The sequence below is a fragment of the Gilvibacter sp. SZ-19 genome (genome assembly GCF_002163875.1).
Taxonomy (GTDB): domain Bacteria; phylum Bacteroidota; class Bacteroidia; order Flavobacteriales; family Flavobacteriaceae; genus Gilvibacter.
Map to the genome: position 1 here is coordinate 2,971,465 of NZ_CP019333.1, position 21,634 is coordinate 2,993,098.

The following is a 21,634-nucleotide window of genomic DNA, read 5'->3' on the forward strand; positions in this document are numbered from 1 at the left end:
TCCAGTGAGCGAGGGAAACAAAAAAGCCATAGAAAGCGGAGCTTTCTGGCTTTCTCTAGCTACATCCCCTATTAAGGATCTATTGCGAAGCAAAAGAATCCTAGAAAATTATATCCCAAGGGTGAATGTGATTATTCTTACAAGAGTTTAGTTTATGCGTTGTTGGGTAACGTATTATTCTATTACCAACTTTTGAAGACTAATACCATCTTCATGCTTAATTTTTAGAAAGTAAATACCTTTTTTTAATCCATAAACAGAATAGGCAGACATCTGGGCATTAAAATTCTTCACCAATTTCCCTCCCACATCGTATAACTCAAGTTCTTCAATTTCTAAACCATTTTTATTGTCGATTTCAAAAAATGTAGAAACTGGATTGGGATAAATTACGAACTGAAATTTTTGAAAATCTGAAATACTTAAAGCTTTACATTCAGCTTCATTTGAAACAAAATTAGATGTAGGATCAACGTTTGTCCAGTTGGTTTCACTATATGAAGGATCGTCAACGAAAATGCATTCGAGTAACGGATTGCTAGTACTATTGAAAGAGGTTATCGCAACATTATTACCGTTTCTTAAGTCCAATGATGTGAGCTGGTTAGAATTACATGTCAAAAATGTTAAATTGGTATTTGTACTTAGATCTAATAATTCAATGCTATTTAATCCGCAGGATAGACTTTGCAGCGCTAAATTATTTGAAACATCCAATTGATTTAAATTATTGGCTGATACAACAATATTTTCGAGTAATGGACATTCATTAATATCGATAGAAATGAGGCTATCATTTAATTGCATCAATATACTTTTCAAGTTTGGTAATGACCCAAAATCGATTGATACACAGTTTGTAAAACCAACTCCAAAAGATTCCAAATTGTCAAAATCTGACAGACCTTCAAAACTGGAAATATTATTGTCTGAATTGGTAATCTCAATTTCTGTAGCAGTGAGAGCATCTGAAGTTAATATTTGTCCATCTAAGACGAACTCCGAATCAATGCCATTATCAATTAACCACTGCTCAAAATTTGGGTCAGGTATGGCGGTGTACTGTGCATAACCTTGATTACACAAGAAAATGAACAACAATATGATTTTTAAGCGAAGCATTTAATCATTATCTTTTAAAATAACCTTCTGATCTTGAGTTCCATCATCAAAGTTAGTTTCTATTAAAAATAATCCATTTTCAAGATTATTCACAAGGTTTGGGTCATTTATGCCAAGTGAATCTTTCGCAGTTGCAGTCACATTTGCATTAATTACACCGTCATTGAATTTTACAATGGTACCGCTATTCGCATTTTTTGCCAGGTTGGAATAGCACCGTCTAGGAGTATCTTCCAATTGAACAATACGAATTGCAGTATTGTTTAAATGTACAATATCTTCGTAGACCGCATAATCACTTGGAAAACTATAAACCACATCGCCAGTATTAAAAGTCAAATCATCGTATGGCCAAGGAAGTGGTCTACCCAGTGACAAGATACTGGAGTCAGAACAAGCTACAAATTCATAGTCGAAGCCTGGTTGAAATCTTGGTGGATTTTCATTGGCCTCCGGTTGCCAGCAGCATGTCCGATAAATTCCCGAATAAGGTTCGTATAAAGAAGAAACATCAGTAAGTCTATCTTGCAAAATTGATTCATTGGTAATTGTTTCGCGCATTCTTACTCCTTGTCCTAGCGTTAAGTTATCTAGAAATGGATATTCATTATAACTCATAATATTACGCACATCTATACTTACATAAGGCGTACCTGTTTCATCAATTACTTCATCTGAATAGATATAATAAGAATCGCCCGAAGCAATATCGCTACAGACATTCGGTTGTCTGTAAGAAGCTGGGGTGTCAACTACAAAGTCTCCAGCTGTAAGGGCATTGTAGTTAGGAGATGCAGGGTCTCTGGTAACATTCTCCGCATCTAGATCATCAGTATCTGGATCATCTAGAAAAAAATAACCAAGGTCTCTAACTGTACCAGTCGGATCATATTCACAAGTTATAGGATTTATAAATGAACTTTCCACTCTTGGTGACCCCAGAAAAGTATGTTCAAGACCAAGAATATGTCCTACTTCATGTGAGATGATTGGTAAATCACCTAGAAAAGTTGTGTAACTAATATTGATGAAATCTGGGGTAAGAGCCAAACCACCATCTTCAGGACGGATTAGGATGTTTAACATGTCTGTTAAAGGAGTCTCATCATCTTCTACAAAACCACGATACTTAAAAAATATATCGAACTGATTGTAAACCTGATTTAAATATGCCACAGCCTTCAAATAATCATTTTCTGTTAGTGGCAAAACATCTTGTTCATTATGAAAGAAAATATTAAATACAAAGGGGTCACCACCAGCTAATGAAGCTCCTGTTGACCCTGTATGATATGACTTTTTGCCATAAACGGCTGAGGTATTGCCACAGTTAACGGTGGATTGTGCGTAAAAATAAAGGGGAGAGAAAAATAGTACTAATAGGAGATTTCTCATTTTATGATTTATTATAGGTTATTTGCGTTTAATATGTTACCCAACGTCCCCGTATAAACGCCGTGCGAACCCTCCGACGCGCGCTACACGTAGCGTTTTATCTTTTTAAATTAAATTTTCTTCTCTGCCACCCTAGCCTTGTGAGCGTTGGCGTTTATGCGTTGTTGGCTAACGGTTACTTAAAATTAATGTCATATGCTGAATCTACAAACAGCAAAGGATATAACGGGAAAAACACTAGTAATAAAATAATTAAACCAAGTATCAATCCCAGATAACCAAAGCGCAACTTCTTTCGAACAGCTAAAACTCCAAATAGAATTGTTGTAAAGCCAATTAATAAAGAAGTGATGTTTCCAGTGACCACTAATTTGGGGAAAAAATCTTCGTTGCCGGAAGACGTATAACTCTCTTTGATCAAATTGTAAACTTGATAGTTAAACCAATGAATGATCACGAGTCCCAATACACCGAAGATCAATGATATTTTTGCAAGATTTTGTTTCAACTGTTTGCCAACGTCCCCGTATAAACGCCGTGCGAACCCTCCGACGCGCGCTAAACGTTGCGTTTTATCTTTTTAAATTAAATTTTCTACTCTACCACCATGGCCTTGTGAGCTTGGCTTTTATGCGTTGTTGTGCATTGTGATTACTTCTTTGGCTTCATTTTCCATATGAGCCAAGCTAATAAAAACGAAATAGTTACAATCAAAATTGAAGTACCAATATCAATTGCCCTCCAATTTAAATTTGGATTAAAGTCACTTTGGTAATATGACAAACCACTAAATACAATTTTAAACAAACTCCAAATACCGTGGAAAATTGAAAAACCAAATGCTAGTAACCAAAATAGCCTTCTATTAAATAAGATTGGTAAAGCAAAAATGATAGAAGGAATAATTAATGCATAATTGATGTCGAAATAAAATGGACTATAATCATATTTATACTTTACGAAATTCAATCCTACAAATATCCATAGCAACAAAATTCCTAAATATATTAGTCTTTGAGCTTGATCATTTTTAAGCAATTTAAATATAGAATTTCCTTTTTTCAAGCAGTCTCAAAGGTTTGGTGAATCATAATGCACAACGTCCCCGTATAAACGCCGTGCGAACCCTCCGACGCGCGCTAAACGTTGTGTTGTTTCTTTTTAAATTAAATTTTCTTCTCTTCCACCATGGCCTTGTGAGCGTTGGCTTTTATGCGTTGTTGTGTGTAGTATTTATGTATTTCCTTTCCTGGTTTTAAAGTACAAACTAAAACCTCTATTATTTCAAAATTAGTACAGCAATAAAAATTACAATAATCAGTATTGCTAGTGCAATCATTAACTTAGTATGATCCTTCAAAAACTCGATCAATACTTCCAATAGTTCTTCCATTAGTGCTTTTATGATAATGAATGCAATACTTTTTGATATTACACACAACGGAATTGTGTATGGCTCGTTGCGGAAAATCAGCTATGATTTTCCGCCGTAACCGAAAGATAGCAAATTGCAATGAATTCCGATTAGGAATTCAGCCGCAATGAGCTATACACGGTGTTAGCGTACGTATTTATTTAATTCAGCCCAAGTTTCAATTCCGTAAATTTTAGAAATAATTGGTCCATTATATTCCAAATATTTCCATTTCTCTAATCCGTTGTCGTAAACAGAAATCATTTGGCTGTTGTTTTTTATTTTAATCAGTTTATTGATAGAGTCTAATTTAACATTTTCAGCTCCGAATTGAGATTTATATTTTTCAATTACTCTTTCAGGAATTTTTGAAGAGTCAAATTCCAAATCAGATGAGTATGTTATAACTCTAAATTTCTTGTCATTTGAATTTATAGTTTCGCTGATATCTACAATCTCAAAATTATTAATCGAAATTGAGTCCATTTGTTTTCCAACTCTTTCCATTTTAGTCAGAAATTCATTTTTCTCATAGACATTCCAAAAATCAGTCGGCATATAATCAACTGCTTTTTCATATTCTCTTTTAGCAATCAGATTACTATACTCTAAAAAATCGGATTCCAATTGAGTTTTTGAGATTTCTTGTCCGCAACTAATGTTTGCAACAAGTATAAATAATATCAAAAGTGTTTTTTTCATATGTACGCTAACGTTCCAGTATATAAATAGTGCGCGACTTAAAATCACCGCAGAATCTATCAGCTGGATTAATTAATAATTTACTGGGGAGATTGTAAATATAGCAAAAGCGCATTTTTTATATACTTAGTTGTTGTGAGTAAAATTAGCGATCCGCCAGGAGAGCGTTAAAATTTTGCGTCGTAAAAAGCCACCGCCAAACTATGCAAACGCTTTAAAGAGCTTTCGGCCTTTACTGTATATGGAGTATATACTTAGTATATGGGCCTGTATACGCAAGGTGGAAGGTAATCAAGGCACGCATTTATAAACTTGGCTGAATTTATAAATCTGTGCTAATTGGGCTTGATAAGCCCAGCTAACTTGGGTAACTTAATCAAGTGTTTGTACGTGACAACGTTTTGAAAGTATCACTTTCAACGATTGTAAATCGCACACACTTGAGAAGATTCCCCAACTTGGGCGAAAGCCGTTTGCCCAGATATTCAGCCCGTGTTAAATTCCTATGAAACCTTCCAGAAAGGCGCTTTAAAATCCTGCGAGTGGCTTTTTATGCACTGCAACGTCCCCGTATAAACGCCGTGCGAACCATCCGACGCACGCTACACGTAACGTTTTATCTTTTTAAATTAAATTTTCTTCTCTTTCACCCTTGCCTTGTGAGCTTGGCGTTTATGCGTTGTTAGGTGCTGTTTCTCTAATTCTGATTCTAAAAATTACAAACAAAATGCTTCATATAAAAATGGACAAAAACAGCTCTTATAACGTATTCACAATTATCATTATGTTCTCCAAACTCAGTGCTTCTGAAAATTCAGTTTTCTTTTCATCTGAGCTCTAGTAAAAACCAACCAACGAGCCTAAACTTAATAAAGCAAGAAAGACATTTTTCTTAATTAAAGACTTCGCTTTCTGAAATGGCACCTAACGTCCCCGTATAAACGCCGTGCGAACCCTCCGACGCGCACTACACGTAGCGTTGTTTCTTTTTTAAATTAAATTTTCTACGCTTCCACCCTTGCCTTGTGAGCGTTGGCTTTTATGCGTTGTTGGCTTGTGTTATAACTTGATATCTATAGTAGATCATGAACAGTAAAGCACTTAAAATAGTAAAATGATGAGTCATAAAATTTACGTTCATTCCTGAGTAATTTGGAGCTGTAAAAAAAACGAACATAAAAAGTAGAATAATATGTGCAGATATCATCACCCAACTTACTTTTTTTGAAAAACGCTTTTTTTGAAAAACCATTCTCAAGTTTTGGACACAGTACAATACGAATAAAAATGTCATTAATATGATTAAATAAAGATCCTTTGAACGCCAGTAAGATTCATTGAAACTTTCAAAATATTCACTTAATACAAATGCAAGCCCGAAAAGGAAATATAAACTGAAGCAAACTGTGATTATATTATTCAAAATTTTCATTTACAGTCCTTGTTTATAATCCTGATGTAGGAACATTTACTTTCGTTTATAATGCAAGCCAACGTCCCCGTATAAACGCCGTGCGAACCCTCCGACGCGCACTACACGTAACGTTTTATCTTTTTAAATTAAATTTTCTTCTCTTCCACCAAGGCCTTGTGAGCGTTGGCGTTTATGCGTTGTTAGGTGCTGTTTCTCTAATATTGATTCTAAAAATTACAAACAAAATGCCTCATATAAAAATGGGCGAAAACAGCTCTTATAACGTATTCACAATTATCATAATGTCCTCCAAATTCAGCGCTTCTGAAAATTCAGTTTTCTTTTCATCTGAGCTCAAATAAAAACCAACCAACGAGCCTAAACTTAATAAAGCAAGAAAGACATTTTTCTTAATTAAAGACTTCGCTTTCTGAAATGGCACCTAACGTCCCCGTATAAACGCCGTGCGAACCCTCCGACGCGCACTACACGTAGCGTTGTTTCTTTTTAAATTAAATTTTCTTCTCTTTCACCCTGGCCTTGTGAGCTTGGCGTTTATGCGTTGTTAGGTGCTGTTTCTCTAATTCTGATTCTAAAAATTACAAACAAAATGCTTCATATAAAAATGGACAAAAACAGCTCTTATAACGTATTCACAATTATCATTATGTTCTCCAAACTCAGTGCTTCTGAAAATTCAGTTTTCTTTTCATCTGAGCTCTAGTAAAAACCAACCAACGAGCCTAAACTTAATAAAGCAAGAAAGACATTTTTCTTAATTAAAGACTTCGCTTTCTGAAATGGCACCTAACGTCCCCGTATAAACGCCGTGCGAACCCTCCGACGCGCGCTATACTTTCCGCTGTTTCTTTTTAAATTAAATTTTCTTCTCTTTCACCCTGGCCTTGTGAGCTTGGCGTTTATGCGTTGTTGTGAGTAGTTTGTCGTATAAACTAAGTATTTTCTTGTCGGTCATTCCATACTGATTCGAGGAAATCTTTACACTCTGATTACCGTCTTGTAAATGGAATGATGAAAAAAAGCCTCTCTCTATTTCAGACAAACTCACCTCCTCTAAATTTAAATACTTTTTAATGTTATCTCTGAATAATCGATTTTGTATAACTTCAATTTCACTGTTATCAATAACATATATGCTGGATAGGTGCTCTCGTTTAATAAGTAGTGCCGCTCTAATTAAAAAAGCTACTTGAAATATTGCCACAGTTTTCAATACTTCTGCAGGATCAATATTTGACCATGTAATTAAACTTAGCCATAAATTCCATAGAACAGCACCGACTATGTGAATAATAAAATAATTCAGTAGTGTCTTTGGTCTTAAGATGCTTTTATTTTTAAATATCTTTTTCAAATTACTCACAACGTCCCCGTATAAACGCCGTGCGAACCCTCCGACGCGCGCTACACGTAACGTTTTATCTTTTTAAATTAAATTTTCTTCTCTTTCACCCTGGCCTTGTGAGCGTTGGCGTTTATGCGTTGTTAGGCATAGTTAATTTCTATTTATAGTATCCCAAGTGCTTGATTCCAGCCACTTCTCTTTCCATTCTTTGGGAAAGTCATCACTGTTTCTAACCTCATTAGAAATTCGGATATAATATTTCCGTAACTCGATTGAATCACCCTTTTTGATAATGATCAAGTTTTCAGCTTTGGGTTTAATAATACTATCACCAACATTTATAAAGCCAATATGATAAGGGACTATTTCAAAAATGCTATCCAAAGAATTAATCTTTAAATGCGTAGGTGAATCATTTTGTCGATACGAAAATTTTTCAATCACAATGCCTTTAAATTCGGAATTGATATTCTCAATATTTCTATTTAATGTAGAATTCAACTCTAAATTATGAAACAAGCTTTTTACAACCTTAGGAATTAAAAATAATGAAGCACAAATAATTACAACAATGATGATAGCCTTTTTGTTCATTATAATTATGCCTAACGTCCTCGTATAAACGCCGTGCGAACCCTCCGACGCGCGCTACACGTAACGTTTTATCTTTTTAAATTAAATTTTCTTCTCTTCCACCAAGGCCTTGTGAGCGTTGGCGTTTATGCGCTGTTGTGCATAGTTTATGACATATCTAATGCCAATATTGTTTCAGCAATTTTAAATGTTTCGCCAGTTTCGTGATTCCAGAAATGAATTTCGTCACTCAATATTCCATCTCCACGATGTTTCAGTAAAATTATATTTCCATATGCGTCAGATCCGATTGCAACTCCATCTTTTGGAAACCCGAACCATTCACGAGCATTTTCAGTTTCAAGCGCAATATGATTACAAGTTCTACTTATTCGTTTTTTATCCGATTTGTCGAAGAACGGATGTAGTTCAAATGCGAAATCATCTGTGACTAATTCCCCTCCATTTGACTTTAACATCCGACTCTTAAAATCAGGCGGGAATTTGACGGACATCACATTTTCCGTTTCCTCTATGTATATTTCCTCTAATGGAAATGGCATTTTACTATTTTTCTAAAATTATGCACAACGTCCCCGTATAAACGCCGTGCGAACCCTCCGACGCGCGCTACACTTTCCGCTGTTTCTTTTTAAATTAAATTTTCTTCTCTTCCTCCAAGGCCTTGTGAGCCTTGGCGTTTATGCGTTGTTGGCAAATCGTTTAATTTCTTTACTATACCTATAAACTCTATAACCATTCTTTTGATCAAAACCCTCTGGCATGTAGCCTGCCTTCAATATAACATCGGTAAGTATTGCAATGTTAACTCCAACAGGGTCATTTAACTCATCTGAAAACAATAAGGTCTCCTCCGTATTCTTAAAGTTTTCTTGAACATACTTTATAGCTTCTTTAAGATTATTTAAAGGCTTTCTATTAATTTTCTCTTCAGGTATTCCGCTTATTCTGCTTTCAAAATCTGTTACCGATATTTTGCCAATTCTAGAAAGCATCATTGAATAATATGGTTGCAATTTTTCTCCAACATTTGGTTCCTCCAATTTCTTAATCAATATTTCAAAATTTGGATTGTCTTTAAAGTTGTGCAGCCTTTTTAATGCCGCAAAGCGCACATTCCGGTCGTTGTCAAATAAGGTGGCGTAATAAATCAGATAAAAATAGTTCTGTTCTCCTTGGTCCCCCAACTGAATAATATCTCCCAATCGCTCCTTATCAGTTCTACTTACAAATTTCCGGATGGATTCTTTACCGCTGTCAGATATATTTAATCCAGCTTTCTGAAAGTCTATTTCAACCCTTCTATTTTTATTGCGAAATATTTTATCAAAAAAACCCATTAACTAGTTTGTGTATTAAATGTTTGCCAACGTCCCCGTATAAACGCCGTGCGAACCCTCCGACGCGCGCTACACGTAGCGTTGTCTCTTTTTAAATTAAATTTTCTTCTCTTCCACCACGGCCTTGTGAGCGATGGCGATTATGCGTTGTTAGGCATAGTGATTTAGTCCTTTAATGTCTTTGCAGCTTTAAACAGTCTTTCAATCGACTGTATTGAAAAATCCTTATCCGACTTTAAATCAGCATCATCAAATTGGTCTAAAGTACTTCCGAAATATTTTTCAGCTAATTTCTCTTTAATATCCTGTTTCTTTTCCTCTGGCAGAAGTTCAATAAATGCCTCTATAGAGGACAATTCAAGTTCTAATTTTCTATTAAAATTTTCAAGCTTTCTATGTTTAGAAGACTCTCTCGAAGCATATGTTGCGGGATAAGATAAGGCAGCTGCTGCAACAATTCGTATTAATGATTTAGTCCAGTCAAATTCACTATCTCCTAAACCAATAATTGCCCAAATTATTAATCCACTTAATCCAGCCATAAATACAATAGCTATAACTCGCCATAAATTCGCATCCTTTTTGTGGTCGTTTGCTATTTTTTGAAAATTCCCTGTTGCTCCAATATTACCAATCACGTTAACTATTTTTGAAGCTTCTGATTTTTTTTGCTCCAAATATTTTACCAAATCGTCTGTGCTGGCTTTTATTTCCTTTACCTGTTCATTTAATTTTTCTGTAAAATCACTTCTGTCATTTTCATATTGCTCCTCAAATGAGCTATTCAGATTGTCAATTTCCTCCTTTTTTTCTTTTAATTTCTCTTCCACAGATTTTAATTCAGTCATCCTATCTGTGATTTCATCATTCAAGTTAGATAACTGTGTTTTCAGGTCTTCTAATTCTTTTCTAAACTCGGTGTTTTTTTCTGAAAGGGAATTTTTGAAGTTTATTATTTCAGAGCTGAAATTAAACTTACTATCTGTAATAAGTGTGGGTAGATTCTTTATTCGGCTTGATGCAGAAAGAATCGAGTTTTTTGAGTTTTTTAAATGTCCAGTATTTTCATTTCCAACATATGTGTTCAATTGTGAAATTGCTGATTCAATTTCGTTTGCTGCATTTGTTAAATCCGCTTCCTGGACTAAAGAAGGAATTGTGTTGTTTAATCGTTCTTTGATGTAATCTATGGCAGTTTGATAAAAACTTAAATCCTCACTGGTCAAGATTTTTTTCACATCTTTTTCTTTAATAGTTTTCTGAAGTAAATCTATTTTTTCAAAAATTATATGCTCTTCCATAGATGTTGTTTTATCATTATGCCTAACGTCCTCGTATAAACGCCGTGCGAACCCTCCGACGCGCGCTATACTTTCCGCTGTTTCTTTTTAAATTAAATTTTCTTCTCTGCCACCCTAGCCTTGTGAGCGATGGCGATTATGCGTTGTTGTGGCGTGTTATTTGTCACGTATAAACAATATAAGTTCTTCTGTATAATCTAAACAATTATCGCAATAACTCAATTCACTTTTATAAAACATAGTCTTTATGTTTTTCTGCAGACAAAAACTTTTAACAGCTTCTGCAATTCTCAAATTGATTTGTTGTTCCAAATCTTGACGTAGAGCTGCTATTTTTGCCAATGCATTTTTTCTAAATAAGTTAAGCTTATCCTGCATTCTTGAAAGTGAGTCTTGAATTTTTCTCAATTCTGCGGGTGTATAATCAATATGGGGCCTGTCGGATACACGATTTTCAAATTGCTCTAATAATCCTGCCAACGAATCATTATACTTCGTTTCTAGTTCTTTTATTGATCGTTCACTCTGTTCAGAAAGCGGCATAGACAGCTTTACAAGTTCTAGGTCAAATACACCTGCAGTGTCTTGGGAAAAAATATTCCCGATAATTCCTATTAAAAATGCTAGCACCAACCTTGCTTTCATAATGCGCCACAACGTCCCCGTATAAACGCCGTGCGAACCCTCCGACGCGCGCTACACGTAGTGTTGTTTCTTTTTAAATTAAATTTTCTACTCTACCACCCTAGCCTTGTGAGCGATGGCGATTATGCGTTGTTGGGTGCAGTTTTAATCTATCTTGGACCTCATCTCAGCACATAATTCAAGAAAATTATTAAATGTTTTCAAATGTCCTGTGTCTTGTGTTCTTGCGATTAATTCCTCCAAATAGTGTTTTTCAGTAACATCACGAGGATTTTTTTTTGTGTAAGAGATATGTCGTTCTCTTAGTACTGCCTTTAGGTAGTTGTAGTGAAAATCAGAGGTCGAACCGGCAAAACTTGCCGGCTTATCCATCAATTCTGGATCCTCAGTCGAAACATTATAAAATTGAATTGCTTTTACCAAATCAGGATTTGAAGGGTTGCTTTTAAAAACATTTCTATTGCCCAGTAACCATGATTCAATACACTTTTGCTGTACAATAATTCTAAATTCTATATCATCGTTTAAGGTTAGGTTATTTTCGACAATAAATTCATTTACCTCAAGAACGCGCTCCTCGGCCGTACAATCATCAGCATCTAAACAAATAATAAAGTAATTGTAGTTGCCAGAATCGTTAACATCTTCGATACTAGCTTTTAAATGCCGATGCAAAAGATGTGGAAAACCGTCACCTGAAAAGATTTTGTAATTATTTGAAACTACATCTTCGAAAAAATTGACAAATTTGAGATCAGGTATAAGTAAAGAAAGCCATTTAGGATAGACTTTACGTTCAGTTCTTTTCCCTTCAACTAAGAAATAAGCATTCATTCTACTTCACTTCCGGTTTGATATTCATCAAGCTGAAGCAACTGCATGAATGCCGAATGCTTCGATTTTCCAAAATTATACTCACTAAGATCATGAGTCTTAACAATACCAGTAGTGCGTGTAACGAGTTTCCAGCAATCGTATGGAATAGAATCAATAATGTAAGGGTGATGACTTGTTAATATGAATTGAAGATTTCTATTTGAATTTAGAATATCATTTGTTATTTCATCAATACAATTTATTCCGAGGCTATTTTCAAATTCATCAACTAAATAAATTGTTCCGTCAGAACATAAATATAAATCACTCAACTGTATAAGGGTTCTATACATGCCGGACGAAATCCTATTTTGCGATATCCAATGTTCAACTCCCTTCTCTTTTATCTGGACATATGGATAGTCCTTAAGGATATCTGGAATTTCTCCTCTTTCAAAACGTTCTAAAGGAGCAACTTTTACATCTTCAACTTGTGGAAAAATATCTATAAATCTTTCCTTTATCAGTTCAAATGTGCTCGGGTCAGCGTTAAAAACAAAATATAACTTTAGATCTGTATCTAAGTCACTTTCTTGAATTTTACTTAGAGTATCATATTTTTTTGAATACTTACTGGCGTTAAGAAAACTGAATCTAAAGCCACGTGCTGCACTAGCTGAATTCGATTGATCACTGTAGCGAATCTTCTTAATTCCCTCATATGCTGGTTTAACTTTGTCCTCTTCTTTTAATAAACTAACTATACTTTGCTGCTGAGATAATTTAATGGTTGGCTCACCTAAAAATACAATACTTTCATTTTCCCTAGAAACTATTAAATCACCATTCAAATAGAGCTTTTCGTATTGAATCTTCGATTTATTCTTCTTGTCGTCCTCATCATCGTCATTTATTAAAACTGAAATTCCTTTATTCTCGAATTCACCTTCCCAATTATATACTAAATCATTTATTGTCTTAAAGGTAACTGACCATTTGACTCCATTCAAGGATTCTCCATCGGCAATAGATTTTAGATTATTAATAGAGTTTAAAATCTGTGTTTTACCAACGCCAGAAGCACCAACTAGAAGTGTTAGCTTGTTCAGATGTAATTCTTGAAGCTTCCAGTTAAGGGATTTTTCTTCAAAACTGAAATTTGAAATCACCATGTAATTATATTTTGTCTAAAAGTACAAAAAATGTATTCGCCTTCTTAAATGTTTAAAATTGCACCCAACGGTTTTGTATATGAAAAGTAGCGGATTTTAAGCACTAACTTTTCGGATTATAACTGACTTTAAATTTATAAAATTTAATTTCTTTTAAGCACTTAAACCGCTATTTTTTATATACGTTGTTGGCAACTGGCTTTTTTCATTCAGTGTTTGGTTTGTATGTTTCAAAAAAAGTAGTTAGATTTGCATACTATAATTAGCGAAAAAATGGAGAATAGAGTCATACTTGGAGATTGTACGGAGGAATTAAAAAAACTTGATTCTAATTCAGTTGATTTAATAATTGCTGACCCGCCATATTTTAAAGTAATTGGTGAAAAATGGGATTATCAATGGAAAACAGAAAAAGAATATGTTGAATGGTGTTTAGAATGGATTTCTGAAGTTTCTAGAGTGTTAAGATTAGGAGGGACTTTTTATTGTTTTGGATACTTTAGAACACTAGCTTTATTAGTTCCTTATTTTGATGAATTAGGTTTAGACTTAAGACAGCAAATATTAGTTGATAAAGGAATGAGAGCTGTCTCTGGTCGAGCAACTAAAAAATATAGACTATTTCCAAATACTACAGAAAGTATACTCTTTATAACAAAGGATAATAAAAAATTTGTTAAACCATTTTTAAAAGAAAGACAACAGGCACTTGGCTTAAAATCGAAAGAAATAAATGAAGGGTTGGGCGTTAAGTCAAATGGAGGTGGAATGTGGAGTATTTATACTGGAAAAAATGTTTGCGAGCAATTTCCAACAAAAGAATTGTGGTCAAAGCTTGAAAAAGTTTTAGACTTTAAATTACCTTATGAAAGTGTTGCTCAAACATTTAATCCGCAAATGGGAGTAACAGATATTTGGCGTGACATTGATTTTTACAAAGAAAAGAGAGTGCATTCTACTCAAAAACCATTAAAACTAATTCAAAGACTAATTCTTGCGAGTAGTAATGAAGGAGACATTGTACTTGACCCATTTGCTGGAAGTGGCTCAACTGCAATTGCAGCCTTACAATTGAAACGCAACTATATTACTATTGAAGCAGACGAGGCTTATTATAAAGAAGTTTTAAATCGAATTGAAAGTGTTGAAAACCCTTTAGGTAATTTAGCTAACGTCTCGAATATTTAGTTTTTGCTTCTGCAACTTTATCTGTATCTCTTAAATCTAAATAACCTCTTGTTGTTTCATTTATAAATGGTAGTAAAGTAATAAATTTCTTTTTGGTTTTACTACTTTTTACTAATGCTTGATAGTTTGAACCTGCAACTATTTGAGAGGACAAAATGTACTCTGGTACATTCTCAATAATTAAATTAATTTCTTCTTGTGAAAGTAAGCTTGTAGGCATCAATTCAGGAACTAGTAAACTTCTATCAAAATCTGGTTCAACAAAGTGTGTGATATTAATTTGAGGTGTAGTATTTGCGTTGGAAACAATACATTCAAAAACTTTTACAGGGTTACACAAATAGAATTGATATGAATATGGCCAAAAATTCTTTGGTGCTGGAGTTTTATTTGCATTTCTACTAATATGCTCTAAAAATATTTTGTTATAGTAGTTTGTCATTAGACTAGAGAAGTGCTTGTGTCTTTCGGTATTATTCCACATTTCAAATGCTTGGAAACGAATTGTATCAAAGTCGCCATCTGCGAAATTTGGATAATCTGCAATTGTTAAAAATACACGGTCAAGGTCTTTAGTTAATAGCTTTAATTCTTCTTCTGATTTAACAGAAAAAAGCCATTTACTGTCATCCATCCTTTTTAGATTTGTAGAACCACAATGAGGACAAGCAGTTTCGATTCTTAAAACTTTTTGCTTACAATCTTTGCAAGAGTCCAACTGGTCAACTCTACTACAAGATTTAACTTCTGTTCCGTCAACTAAATCATCTCCTCTTGCACCTGTTCTTGAGCCTTCGACACCTGTTATCAAGGAAGCTAAATGCTGTCCTGGATAACCTATTTTCATATTTGGTGTTTGTCTTGTTATTTGCGACCAAACAAGAGCTTTTATTCTTGGCTCTAGAACTAACTCCATAAGTAGTTGTTCTATTCTGTTTTCATTGTCGAAAATTGTAATGTATTTAGTTTCTGGTTTCATTGAATAAATCGTTTATGCTTACCTCTAAAGCATTAGCAATTTTTTCAATATTGAGAAGTGTAATATTTTTTTCAGCACGTTCTATCATACCAATGTAGGTTCTATGAACATCAGCTCTAAAGGCGAGTTCTTCTTGAGATAGATTTTTGAGTTTTCGTAATTCACGAACTCGATTGCCAAATTTTATTAGTATTTCTGAATTAAAATCCATTGCTAATTTTAGTATGCACAAAGCTAACTGTAGTCTACATTATAAACCACATACTAAAGTTAGCATTACGAATTAGTATAGATTTCCTATTTGAGTTAATTTATCGAAGTCGAAAAGCTGTTTTTCAATTTGTCGAGCTGTTGTATTGTATTTAGTAGCAATATTTCTAATGACTTTTAAATATATATTCCACTCTTCCAATGTGAAATTTTGTCCATTTGGATTGGAATTTACATAATCGAGATTATACAGTTGTTTCCATACTCTAATATCAAGTACGGGATAATTTTGGTCTATAAACATAAGTATTGCTGAAGCTGAAGGATATTTTACACCAATCAAAGCAGTTAGTATATGTATTTTTAATTTTTCATCCTCTTGTTGAAAAGCTAATTTTGTGATTTTTATAAAATCTTCGTTACTGTTTTTGTTATAGTGTTTTAACGGTCTAGGAGATTTCCATTTTAAGATTTTTAAGCATTGCTCTTTTGTTAAAAATCCCTGACTTTTCAAAGAATCAAAATATTCGAATAATTCCAAAGTTTTAGAATCCTCAAAGATTGGTGTTTCAGCAATAATTTTATTTAGATTACTGTTCATTTTTCAGCTTGTTGCCAACGTCCCCGTATAAACGCCGTGCGAACCCTCCGACGCGCGCTACACGTTGTGTTGTCTCTTTTTAAATTAAATTTTCTTCTCTTCCACCATGGCCTTGTGAGAGATGGCGATTATGCGTTGTTGGCACACGTTTCATGATTCTTTAACCAACTTGAACCAACGATCAACTAACTCAATTTCTTTATTTAGTTTTAGACTCACCAAATTTTCATATTGTTTTAAAAATGGATCCATCTTATCATTAGCGTTCGTTGTTTTCAAATGCACCAAGTCGTTTCGAATTTCATTTAGCTGATATATCCTTGAGCTCAACTTGTTATAAGATGACATATTTAATTCTATGAACTCAGGAATAACTTCTTTCAGCTTTTCCTTTAATGAAAGATGTTTTTCAATTTCAGTTTTGCTTATTAATTTTCCATTTCGTTTTATCTGAAAATTACTGGGAATTATGTTGTTTGCAAACGATTCTACAGACATCATTAAATTTACTAACGCATTGATTTTATTGATCATATACTCATCAAATATATTCTGCTCTAATATTTGAAGTTTGAAATTTTCACTTAATGGAAAGTCTTGTAGACTTTTATTCTTGAACTCTTTCTCAACCTTATTGACGATTATATTTAATGATTTTGCAGAATTTAGGAACAATTCAAATGGCTCTCGAACAAATCCGGCATAAAATTTATTCTTGTAATTAATTTGCGTAAGATAATTAATGGTTTTTGTATTTGGATTTAAAACTACCCATGTCGTTGATTTTGAATCACCCCTGTACTTCTTAAAATCCGAATCTTCACCCTTTTTAGAAGGAATGTTTTCAATTAGAGAATCGCTAACTTGATATTTTTTAGCCATAACCTTTATGTGTGCCAACGTCCCCGTATAAACGCCGTGCGAACCCTCCGACGCGCGCTACACGTAGCGTTGTTTCTTTTTAAATTAAATTTTCTTCTCTTCCACCAAGGCCTTGTGAGCAATGGCGATTATGCGTTGTTGTAGGTTGTTTTGCCTTTAAAATAAAGGTCTAATCAAAAACTCAAGGTTAAATCATTTTTTAATCACTTTAACGGAATTTATCGAACTTTGGCTGTAAATTCTAATAATAAAAATACCCTTGTTAAATTCTCTCAAATCGATCTGATTGAATTCTTCCGATACTGTTTTAAACAGTCTTCCAGATATGTCATAAATTTCTACCTTATCAATATAAATGTCCAATGTGTTTATTGATAAATAATCAATAACCGGATTGGGGTATAAACGGAATTGCGGAATTCCATTCTCCTCTATATCTAGTAAGGTCAAGTTTTCAAACCATCCAATTGTGCCGTCAGCGTTAGAAGCTACACTTAAATCCAAATCAGTATCTTGATCAAAGTCGGTAGCATAAAGTGATCTTGGCCCGTTAGCTTCCGTACTTACAATCTGTTGCGGACCAAAGTTTCCCGCGCCATCTAGATTTTCATACCAAACAATTTTCATATCTGGGGATGATTGCGATAAGACATCCATATCATTATCCCCGTCAACGTCAAAAGCATAGGCAATTGAAGGAAGATTCAGTGTTAAATCAATTTCTTGTTGTGGCCCAAAGTTGCCTGCTCCGTCTAAATTTTCGTACCATGCAACTCGATTTCCAGAAAACTCAGCTGATATAACATCAATATCATCATCTCCATCTATATCTACGCCCATTACAGAAATAAAAAAACCAGCGCTTGGGTCGTCAATAACTATATTACCCGAGTTAAAAGTACCCAAACCATCTAAGTTCTCGAACCAATATATTTTTCTATCGCTGCCTGCTGTAACCAGAATATCTGTGTCTAAATCACCATCAATATCTACTAGGTCAATGGAAACTGCTGAAAGCACATCGGTGGACAGCACAATCTGTGGACCAAAATCACCTAGACCATCCAAATTCTCATACCAGGCAAGCTTATTATCATCTCTAGAAACCGAAACCAAATCTAAATCGTCATCACCATCCAAGTCTGCTGCTAAAACCTCTTTCGGTAAATCTACAGCATTTGACACGGTTTGGCCTAAACCAAAAGTTCCTAAGCCATCAAGATTTTCATACCAGAAAATGAAGTCAAGTGCGAATGATGACGCAATAACGTCCAAATCGTCATCACCATCTAAATCAGCAGCATGGACAAAATCAACTTGATCAAAATTGGCTATGGTCTGTTGTACTCCAAAATTACCAAAACCGTCTTCATTTTTATACCAAGCGATAGTGTCGTCACCTGATGATGCAGATAAAATATCATCATGACCATCACCATCAAGATCCGCAGCAAAAACCCATGCAGCTGTTGAAGCATCATCATCAACAACTTGACGCGGACCAAATTGACCATAACTTACTATGGAATATGAGAAAACCATCCAGTATAATATGAGTTTGACAAACATTTATTCTGTTGATAATTTGGAGTTGTCAAAATGACCTACAACGTTCCAGTATATAAATAGTGCGCGACTTAAAATCACCGCAGAATCTATCAGCTGGATTAATTAATAATTTACTGGGGAGATTGTAAATATAGCAAAAGCGCATTTTTTATATACTTAGTTGTTGTGAGTAAAATTAGCGATCCGCCAGGAGAGCGTTAAAATTTTGCGTCGTAAAAAGCCACCGCCAAACTATGCAAACGCTTTAAAGAGCTTTCGGCCTTTACTGTATATGGAGTATATACTTAGTATATGGGCCTGTATACGCAAGGTGGAAGGTAATCAAGGCACGCATTTATAAACTTGGCTGAATTTATAAATCTGTGCTAATTGGGCTTGATAAGCCCAGCTAACTTGGGTAACTTAATCAAGTGTTTGTACGTGACAACGTTTTGAAAGTATCACTTTCAACGATTGTAAATCGCACACACTTGAGAAGATTCCCCAACTTGGGCGAAAGCCGTTTGCCCAGATATTCAGCCCGTGTTAAATTCCTATGAAACCTTCCAGAAAGGCGCTTTAAAATCCTGCGAGTGGCTTTTTATGCACTGCAACGTCCCCGTATAAACGCCGTGCGAACCCTCCGACGCGCGCTAAACGTAACGTTTTATCTTTTTAAATTAAATTTTCTTCTCTTTCACCCTGGCCTTGTGAGCGTTGGCGTTTATGCGTTGTTGGCTAACGTTCATAGACTTATTTATCTATTTGATCGTTCTGCTCCATTCTAATTAGTTGCTTCAGCAGTTTCCTTTTCTTAACTATCCGATAGATCAAAATAACCAAAAATAAAAGGCCAATCAATGCTGTAAACAATCCATTCTTTATAGATGGTTGTAAATGTCTCAAACTAACAACAACCTCAGAATTTAAATTGAAAAATTTATAAAAACCGAAGATCGTTAACATTGTTCCAATTACGGCGAAGAACCAGTTCACTTGGTTGTATTCTTTTTTAACACTCTTAGCTAATTCAGCTTCGTTCATTACGATCTTTTTACAGAATGTTTGCCAACGTTCCAGTATATAAATAGTGCGCGACTTAAAATCACCGCAGAATCTATCAGCTGGATTAATTAATAATTTACTGGGGAGATTGTAAATATAGCAAAAGCGCATTTTTTATATACTTAGTTGTTGTGAGTAAAATTAGCGATCCGCCAGGAGAGCGTTAAAATTTTGCGTCGTAAAAAGCCACCGCCAAACTATGCAAACGCTTTAAAGAGCTTTCGGCCTTTACTGTATATGGAGTATATACTTAGTATATGGGCCTGTATACGCAAGGTGGAAGGTAATCAAGGCACGCATTTATAAACTTGGCTGAATTTATAAATCTGTGCTAATTGGGCTTGATAAGCCCAGCTAACTTGGGTAACTTAATCAAGTGTTTGTACGTGACAACGTTTTGAAAGTATCACTTTCAACGATTGTAAATCGCACACACTTGAGAAGATTCCCCAACTTGGGCGAAAGCCGTTTGCCCAGATATTCAGCCCGTGTTAAATTCCTATGAAACCTTCCAGAAAGGCGCTTTAAAATCCTGCGAGTGGCTTTTTATGCACTGCAACTCGTTATATCCCCTAAATTATTAATCATATACCGAAACCAGGCCATATTAACACATTTTTTTTAGGTGCGATTTCGGGAGGTGTATTTTTTGCATCCATCAGCATTTGGTCTAGAGGCGAGCGTATAGACTGCAGGTCCTTGCGTTGCACATGGGTATAGACCATAGTTGTTTCTGGTCGGCTGTGACCGAGTAACTCTTGTATGTAACGAATATCTGTCCCGTTCTCGAGTAAATGCGTGGCATAGCTATGGCGCAGGGTATGTGGCGTTACCCGTTTAGTGATCCCTGCGCGTTCACAACTTATTTTTAAAAACCTACGCACACTATTGGGGTTGTATTGTCCACCCTTTGGGTTTTCAATAAAATATACCTTGGGCTGAAAAGCCATATAATAGCTTTGCAATAAGGGTATGCAGCTTTCTGCTATGGAAGCGTATCTGTCCTTGCGGCCCTTGGAGTTTCTCACATGCAACAGCCTCCTGTCAAAATCAAAATTAGACAGCTTTAGATTTAATAGCTCCCCTATCCTTAAACCAGATCCGTATAGCATGGCCAGCGCAGCCCTGTGCTTTAAATTTTTGGTTACCTGCAATAGTGCAATCACCTCTTCTGGGCTTAACACCACAGGCAGTTTTTTATCTTTTTTGGGCATGGGGATCTCTTCGCCGTCTATGGAGCATTCCGGATAGAAGTAAGCAAAGAGTTTCAGTGCACTAACGGCTTGTCGGTGGGTGCTTATGGAATATTTTAAGTGTTTTACGGTCCATTCCAGATATTCTCTTACGTCCTCTGCGCCGAGCTCTGTAGTGTCTGTATCGCCAGTATAACGCAAGAAATCCAAAATGAATCCGCCGTAAACTGCAATGGTATTTTTACTGTATCTGCGTCCGCCTAAAAAGTCAATAAACTGTCGGTGCACTTCGGTTTTTTCAAAGGAGAGCCCTTTTTGAATTATTTTGACACCCTTGGATCTTCGCTGAACACTCTCAATCTGATAAATACTAACCGTATAGCCTCCGGCTAACATATATTGTTTAAACGCGTCAATTCGCGTCTCCAAATAAAAAAGGTAGAAACAACGCTTTTTACTGGACCAATAAACCCCCGGGAATTCTTTGATATACTGTTTAAGCGAATACGTATAGACAAACTGGATCGCCATACAGGATTGACCTTGATGTATTATTGGCTTAAGAGTGACCTTCATGCAGTTTAGTATCAGATAGATTCCATAAAAACTACAGAAACTCAGCTAGCAAGACTATTAATGTTTGTCCAGATTCATGAATGTATTACACAAACTTGACACGACCAATAC

19 protein-coding genes are annotated in these 21,634 nt (G+C 35.0%); 1 reads left to right on the forward strand and 18 read right to left on the reverse strand.

Annotated features, from left to right (window positions below):
• Nucleotides 1-174: 174 nt before the first annotated feature.
• From BTO09_RS13780 to BTO09_RS13845, 11 genes are all read right to left on the reverse strand, one after another.
• Entirely contained in the window at nucleotides 175-1,122 is a 948-nt protein-coding gene (locus tag BTO09_RS13780; protein WP_087525335.1) for a T9SS type A sorting domain-containing protein, read from the reverse strand.
• On the reverse strand, nucleotides 1,123-2,517 hold the full coding sequence (locus BTO09_RS13785) for a hypothetical protein (protein ID WP_157663528.1): 1,395 nt from the start codon (nucleotides 2,515-2,517) through the stop codon (nucleotides 1,123-1,125). It abuts the gene before it with no gap.
• Nucleotides 2,518-4,075: 1,558 nt separating this feature from the next.
• Nucleotides 4,076-4,633, reverse strand: a complete 558-nt coding sequence (locus tag BTO09_RS13800; protein WP_087525339.1) for a hypothetical protein — start codon at nucleotides 4,631-4,633, stop codon at nucleotides 4,076-4,078.
• 2,291 nt (nucleotides 4,634-6,924) lie between these two features.
• The gene (locus BTO09_RS13810; protein ID WP_157663530.1) at nucleotides 6,925-7,431 is read right to left on the reverse strand and encodes a hypothetical protein; all 507 of its coding nucleotides are present in this window, start codon (nucleotides 7,429-7,431) and stop codon (nucleotides 6,925-6,927) included.
• A 132-nt stretch (nucleotides 7,432-7,563) separates the two neighbouring features.
• Nucleotides 7,564-8,007 (reverse strand): hypothetical protein, encoded by a 444-nt coding sequence (locus BTO09_RS13815; protein ID WP_087525342.1) that lies wholly within the window; start codon nucleotides 8,005-8,007, stop codon nucleotides 7,564-7,566.
• A 146-nt stretch (nucleotides 8,008-8,153) separates the two neighbouring features.
• Nucleotides 8,154-8,549 (reverse strand): SMI1/KNR4 family protein, encoded by a 396-nt coding sequence (locus tag BTO09_RS13820; protein WP_087525343.1) that lies wholly within the window; start codon nucleotides 8,547-8,549, stop codon nucleotides 8,154-8,156.
• Nucleotides 8,550-8,687: 138 nt separating this feature from the next.
• Nucleotides 8,688-9,347 carry a hypothetical protein gene (locus BTO09_RS13825; protein ID WP_087525344.1) on the reverse strand — a complete coding sequence of 220 codons (660 nt, stop codon included), beginning with the start codon at nucleotides 9,345-9,347 and terminating at the stop codon, nucleotides 8,688-8,690.
• Between the two features lie 164 nt (nucleotides 9,348-9,511).
• Complete coding sequence (locus BTO09_RS13830) at nucleotides 9,512-10,648, reverse strand: hypothetical protein (RefSeq protein ID WP_087525345.1); 1,137 nt, start codon at nucleotides 10,646-10,648, stop codon at nucleotides 9,512-9,514.
• A gap of 156 nt (nucleotides 10,649-10,804) precedes the next feature.
• A complete protein-coding gene (locus tag BTO09_RS13835) occupies nucleotides 10,805-11,293 on the reverse strand; it encodes an OmpH family outer membrane protein (protein ID WP_087525346.1) in 489 nt (162 codons plus the stop codon).
• 144 nt (nucleotides 11,294-11,437) lie between these two features.
• Nucleotides 11,438-12,127, reverse strand: coding sequence for a hypothetical protein (locus BTO09_RS13840; RefSeq protein WP_087525347.1), 690 nt, complete (start codon nucleotides 12,125-12,127; stop codon nucleotides 11,438-11,440).
• Complete coding sequence (locus BTO09_RS13845; RefSeq protein ID WP_087525348.1) at nucleotides 12,124-13,281, reverse strand: AAA family ATPase; 1,158 nt, start codon at nucleotides 13,279-13,281, stop codon at nucleotides 12,124-12,126. Before BTO09_RS13845 ends, BTO09_RS13840 begins: the two co-directional genes overlap by 4 nt.
• A gap of 273 nt (nucleotides 13,282-13,554) precedes the next feature.
• Between BTO09_RS13845 and BTO09_RS13850 the strand changes: the two genes are divergently transcribed.
• Entirely contained in the window at nucleotides 13,555-14,469 is a 915-nt protein-coding gene (locus BTO09_RS13850) for a DNA methyltransferase (RefSeq protein WP_087525349.1), read from the forward strand.
• Here the strand turns inward: BTO09_RS13850 and BTO09_RS13855 are convergent.
• From BTO09_RS13855 to BTO09_RS13885, 7 genes are all read right to left on the reverse strand, one after another.
• A complete protein-coding gene (locus BTO09_RS13855; RefSeq protein WP_087525350.1) occupies nucleotides 14,450-15,448 on the reverse strand; it encodes a MamI family restriction endonuclease in 999 nt (332 codons plus the stop codon). The genes BTO09_RS13850 and BTO09_RS13855 overlap by 20 nt on opposite strands.
• Nucleotides 15,432-15,659, reverse strand: coding sequence for a helix-turn-helix domain-containing protein (locus BTO09_RS13860; protein ID WP_087525351.1), 228 nt, complete (start codon nucleotides 15,657-15,659; stop codon nucleotides 15,432-15,434). The genes BTO09_RS13855 and BTO09_RS13860 overlap by 17 nt, the downstream gene beginning before the upstream one ends.
• Before the next feature lie 72 nt (nucleotides 15,660-15,731).
• Nucleotides 15,732-16,259, reverse strand: coding sequence for a hypothetical protein (locus BTO09_RS13865; RefSeq protein ID WP_087525352.1), 528 nt, complete (start codon nucleotides 16,257-16,259; stop codon nucleotides 15,732-15,734).
• Between the two features lie 150 nt (nucleotides 16,260-16,409).
• The gene (locus BTO09_RS13870) at nucleotides 16,410-17,141 is read right to left on the reverse strand and encodes a hypothetical protein (RefSeq protein ID WP_087525353.1); all 732 of its coding nucleotides are present in this window, start codon (nucleotides 17,139-17,141) and stop codon (nucleotides 16,410-16,412) included.
• A gap of 192 nt (nucleotides 17,142-17,333) precedes the next feature.
• Nucleotides 17,334-18,710 carry a T9SS type A sorting domain-containing protein gene (locus BTO09_RS13875; RefSeq protein WP_087525354.1) on the reverse strand — a complete coding sequence of 459 codons (1,377 nt, stop codon included), beginning with the start codon at nucleotides 18,708-18,710 and terminating at the stop codon, nucleotides 17,334-17,336.
• 732 nt (nucleotides 18,711-19,442) lie between these two features.
• A complete protein-coding gene (locus BTO09_RS13880; RefSeq protein WP_157663531.1) occupies nucleotides 19,443-19,733 on the reverse strand; it encodes a hypothetical protein in 291 nt (96 codons plus the stop codon).
• Nucleotides 19,734-20,338: 605 nt separating this feature from the next.
• Nucleotides 20,339-21,478: a tyrosine-type recombinase/integrase gene (locus tag BTO09_RS13885; protein WP_198356493.1), complete on the reverse strand. Its 1,140-nt coding sequence runs from the start codon at nucleotides 21,476-21,478 to the stop codon at nucleotides 20,339-20,341.
• Nucleotides 21,479-21,634: the final 156 nt, after the last annotated feature.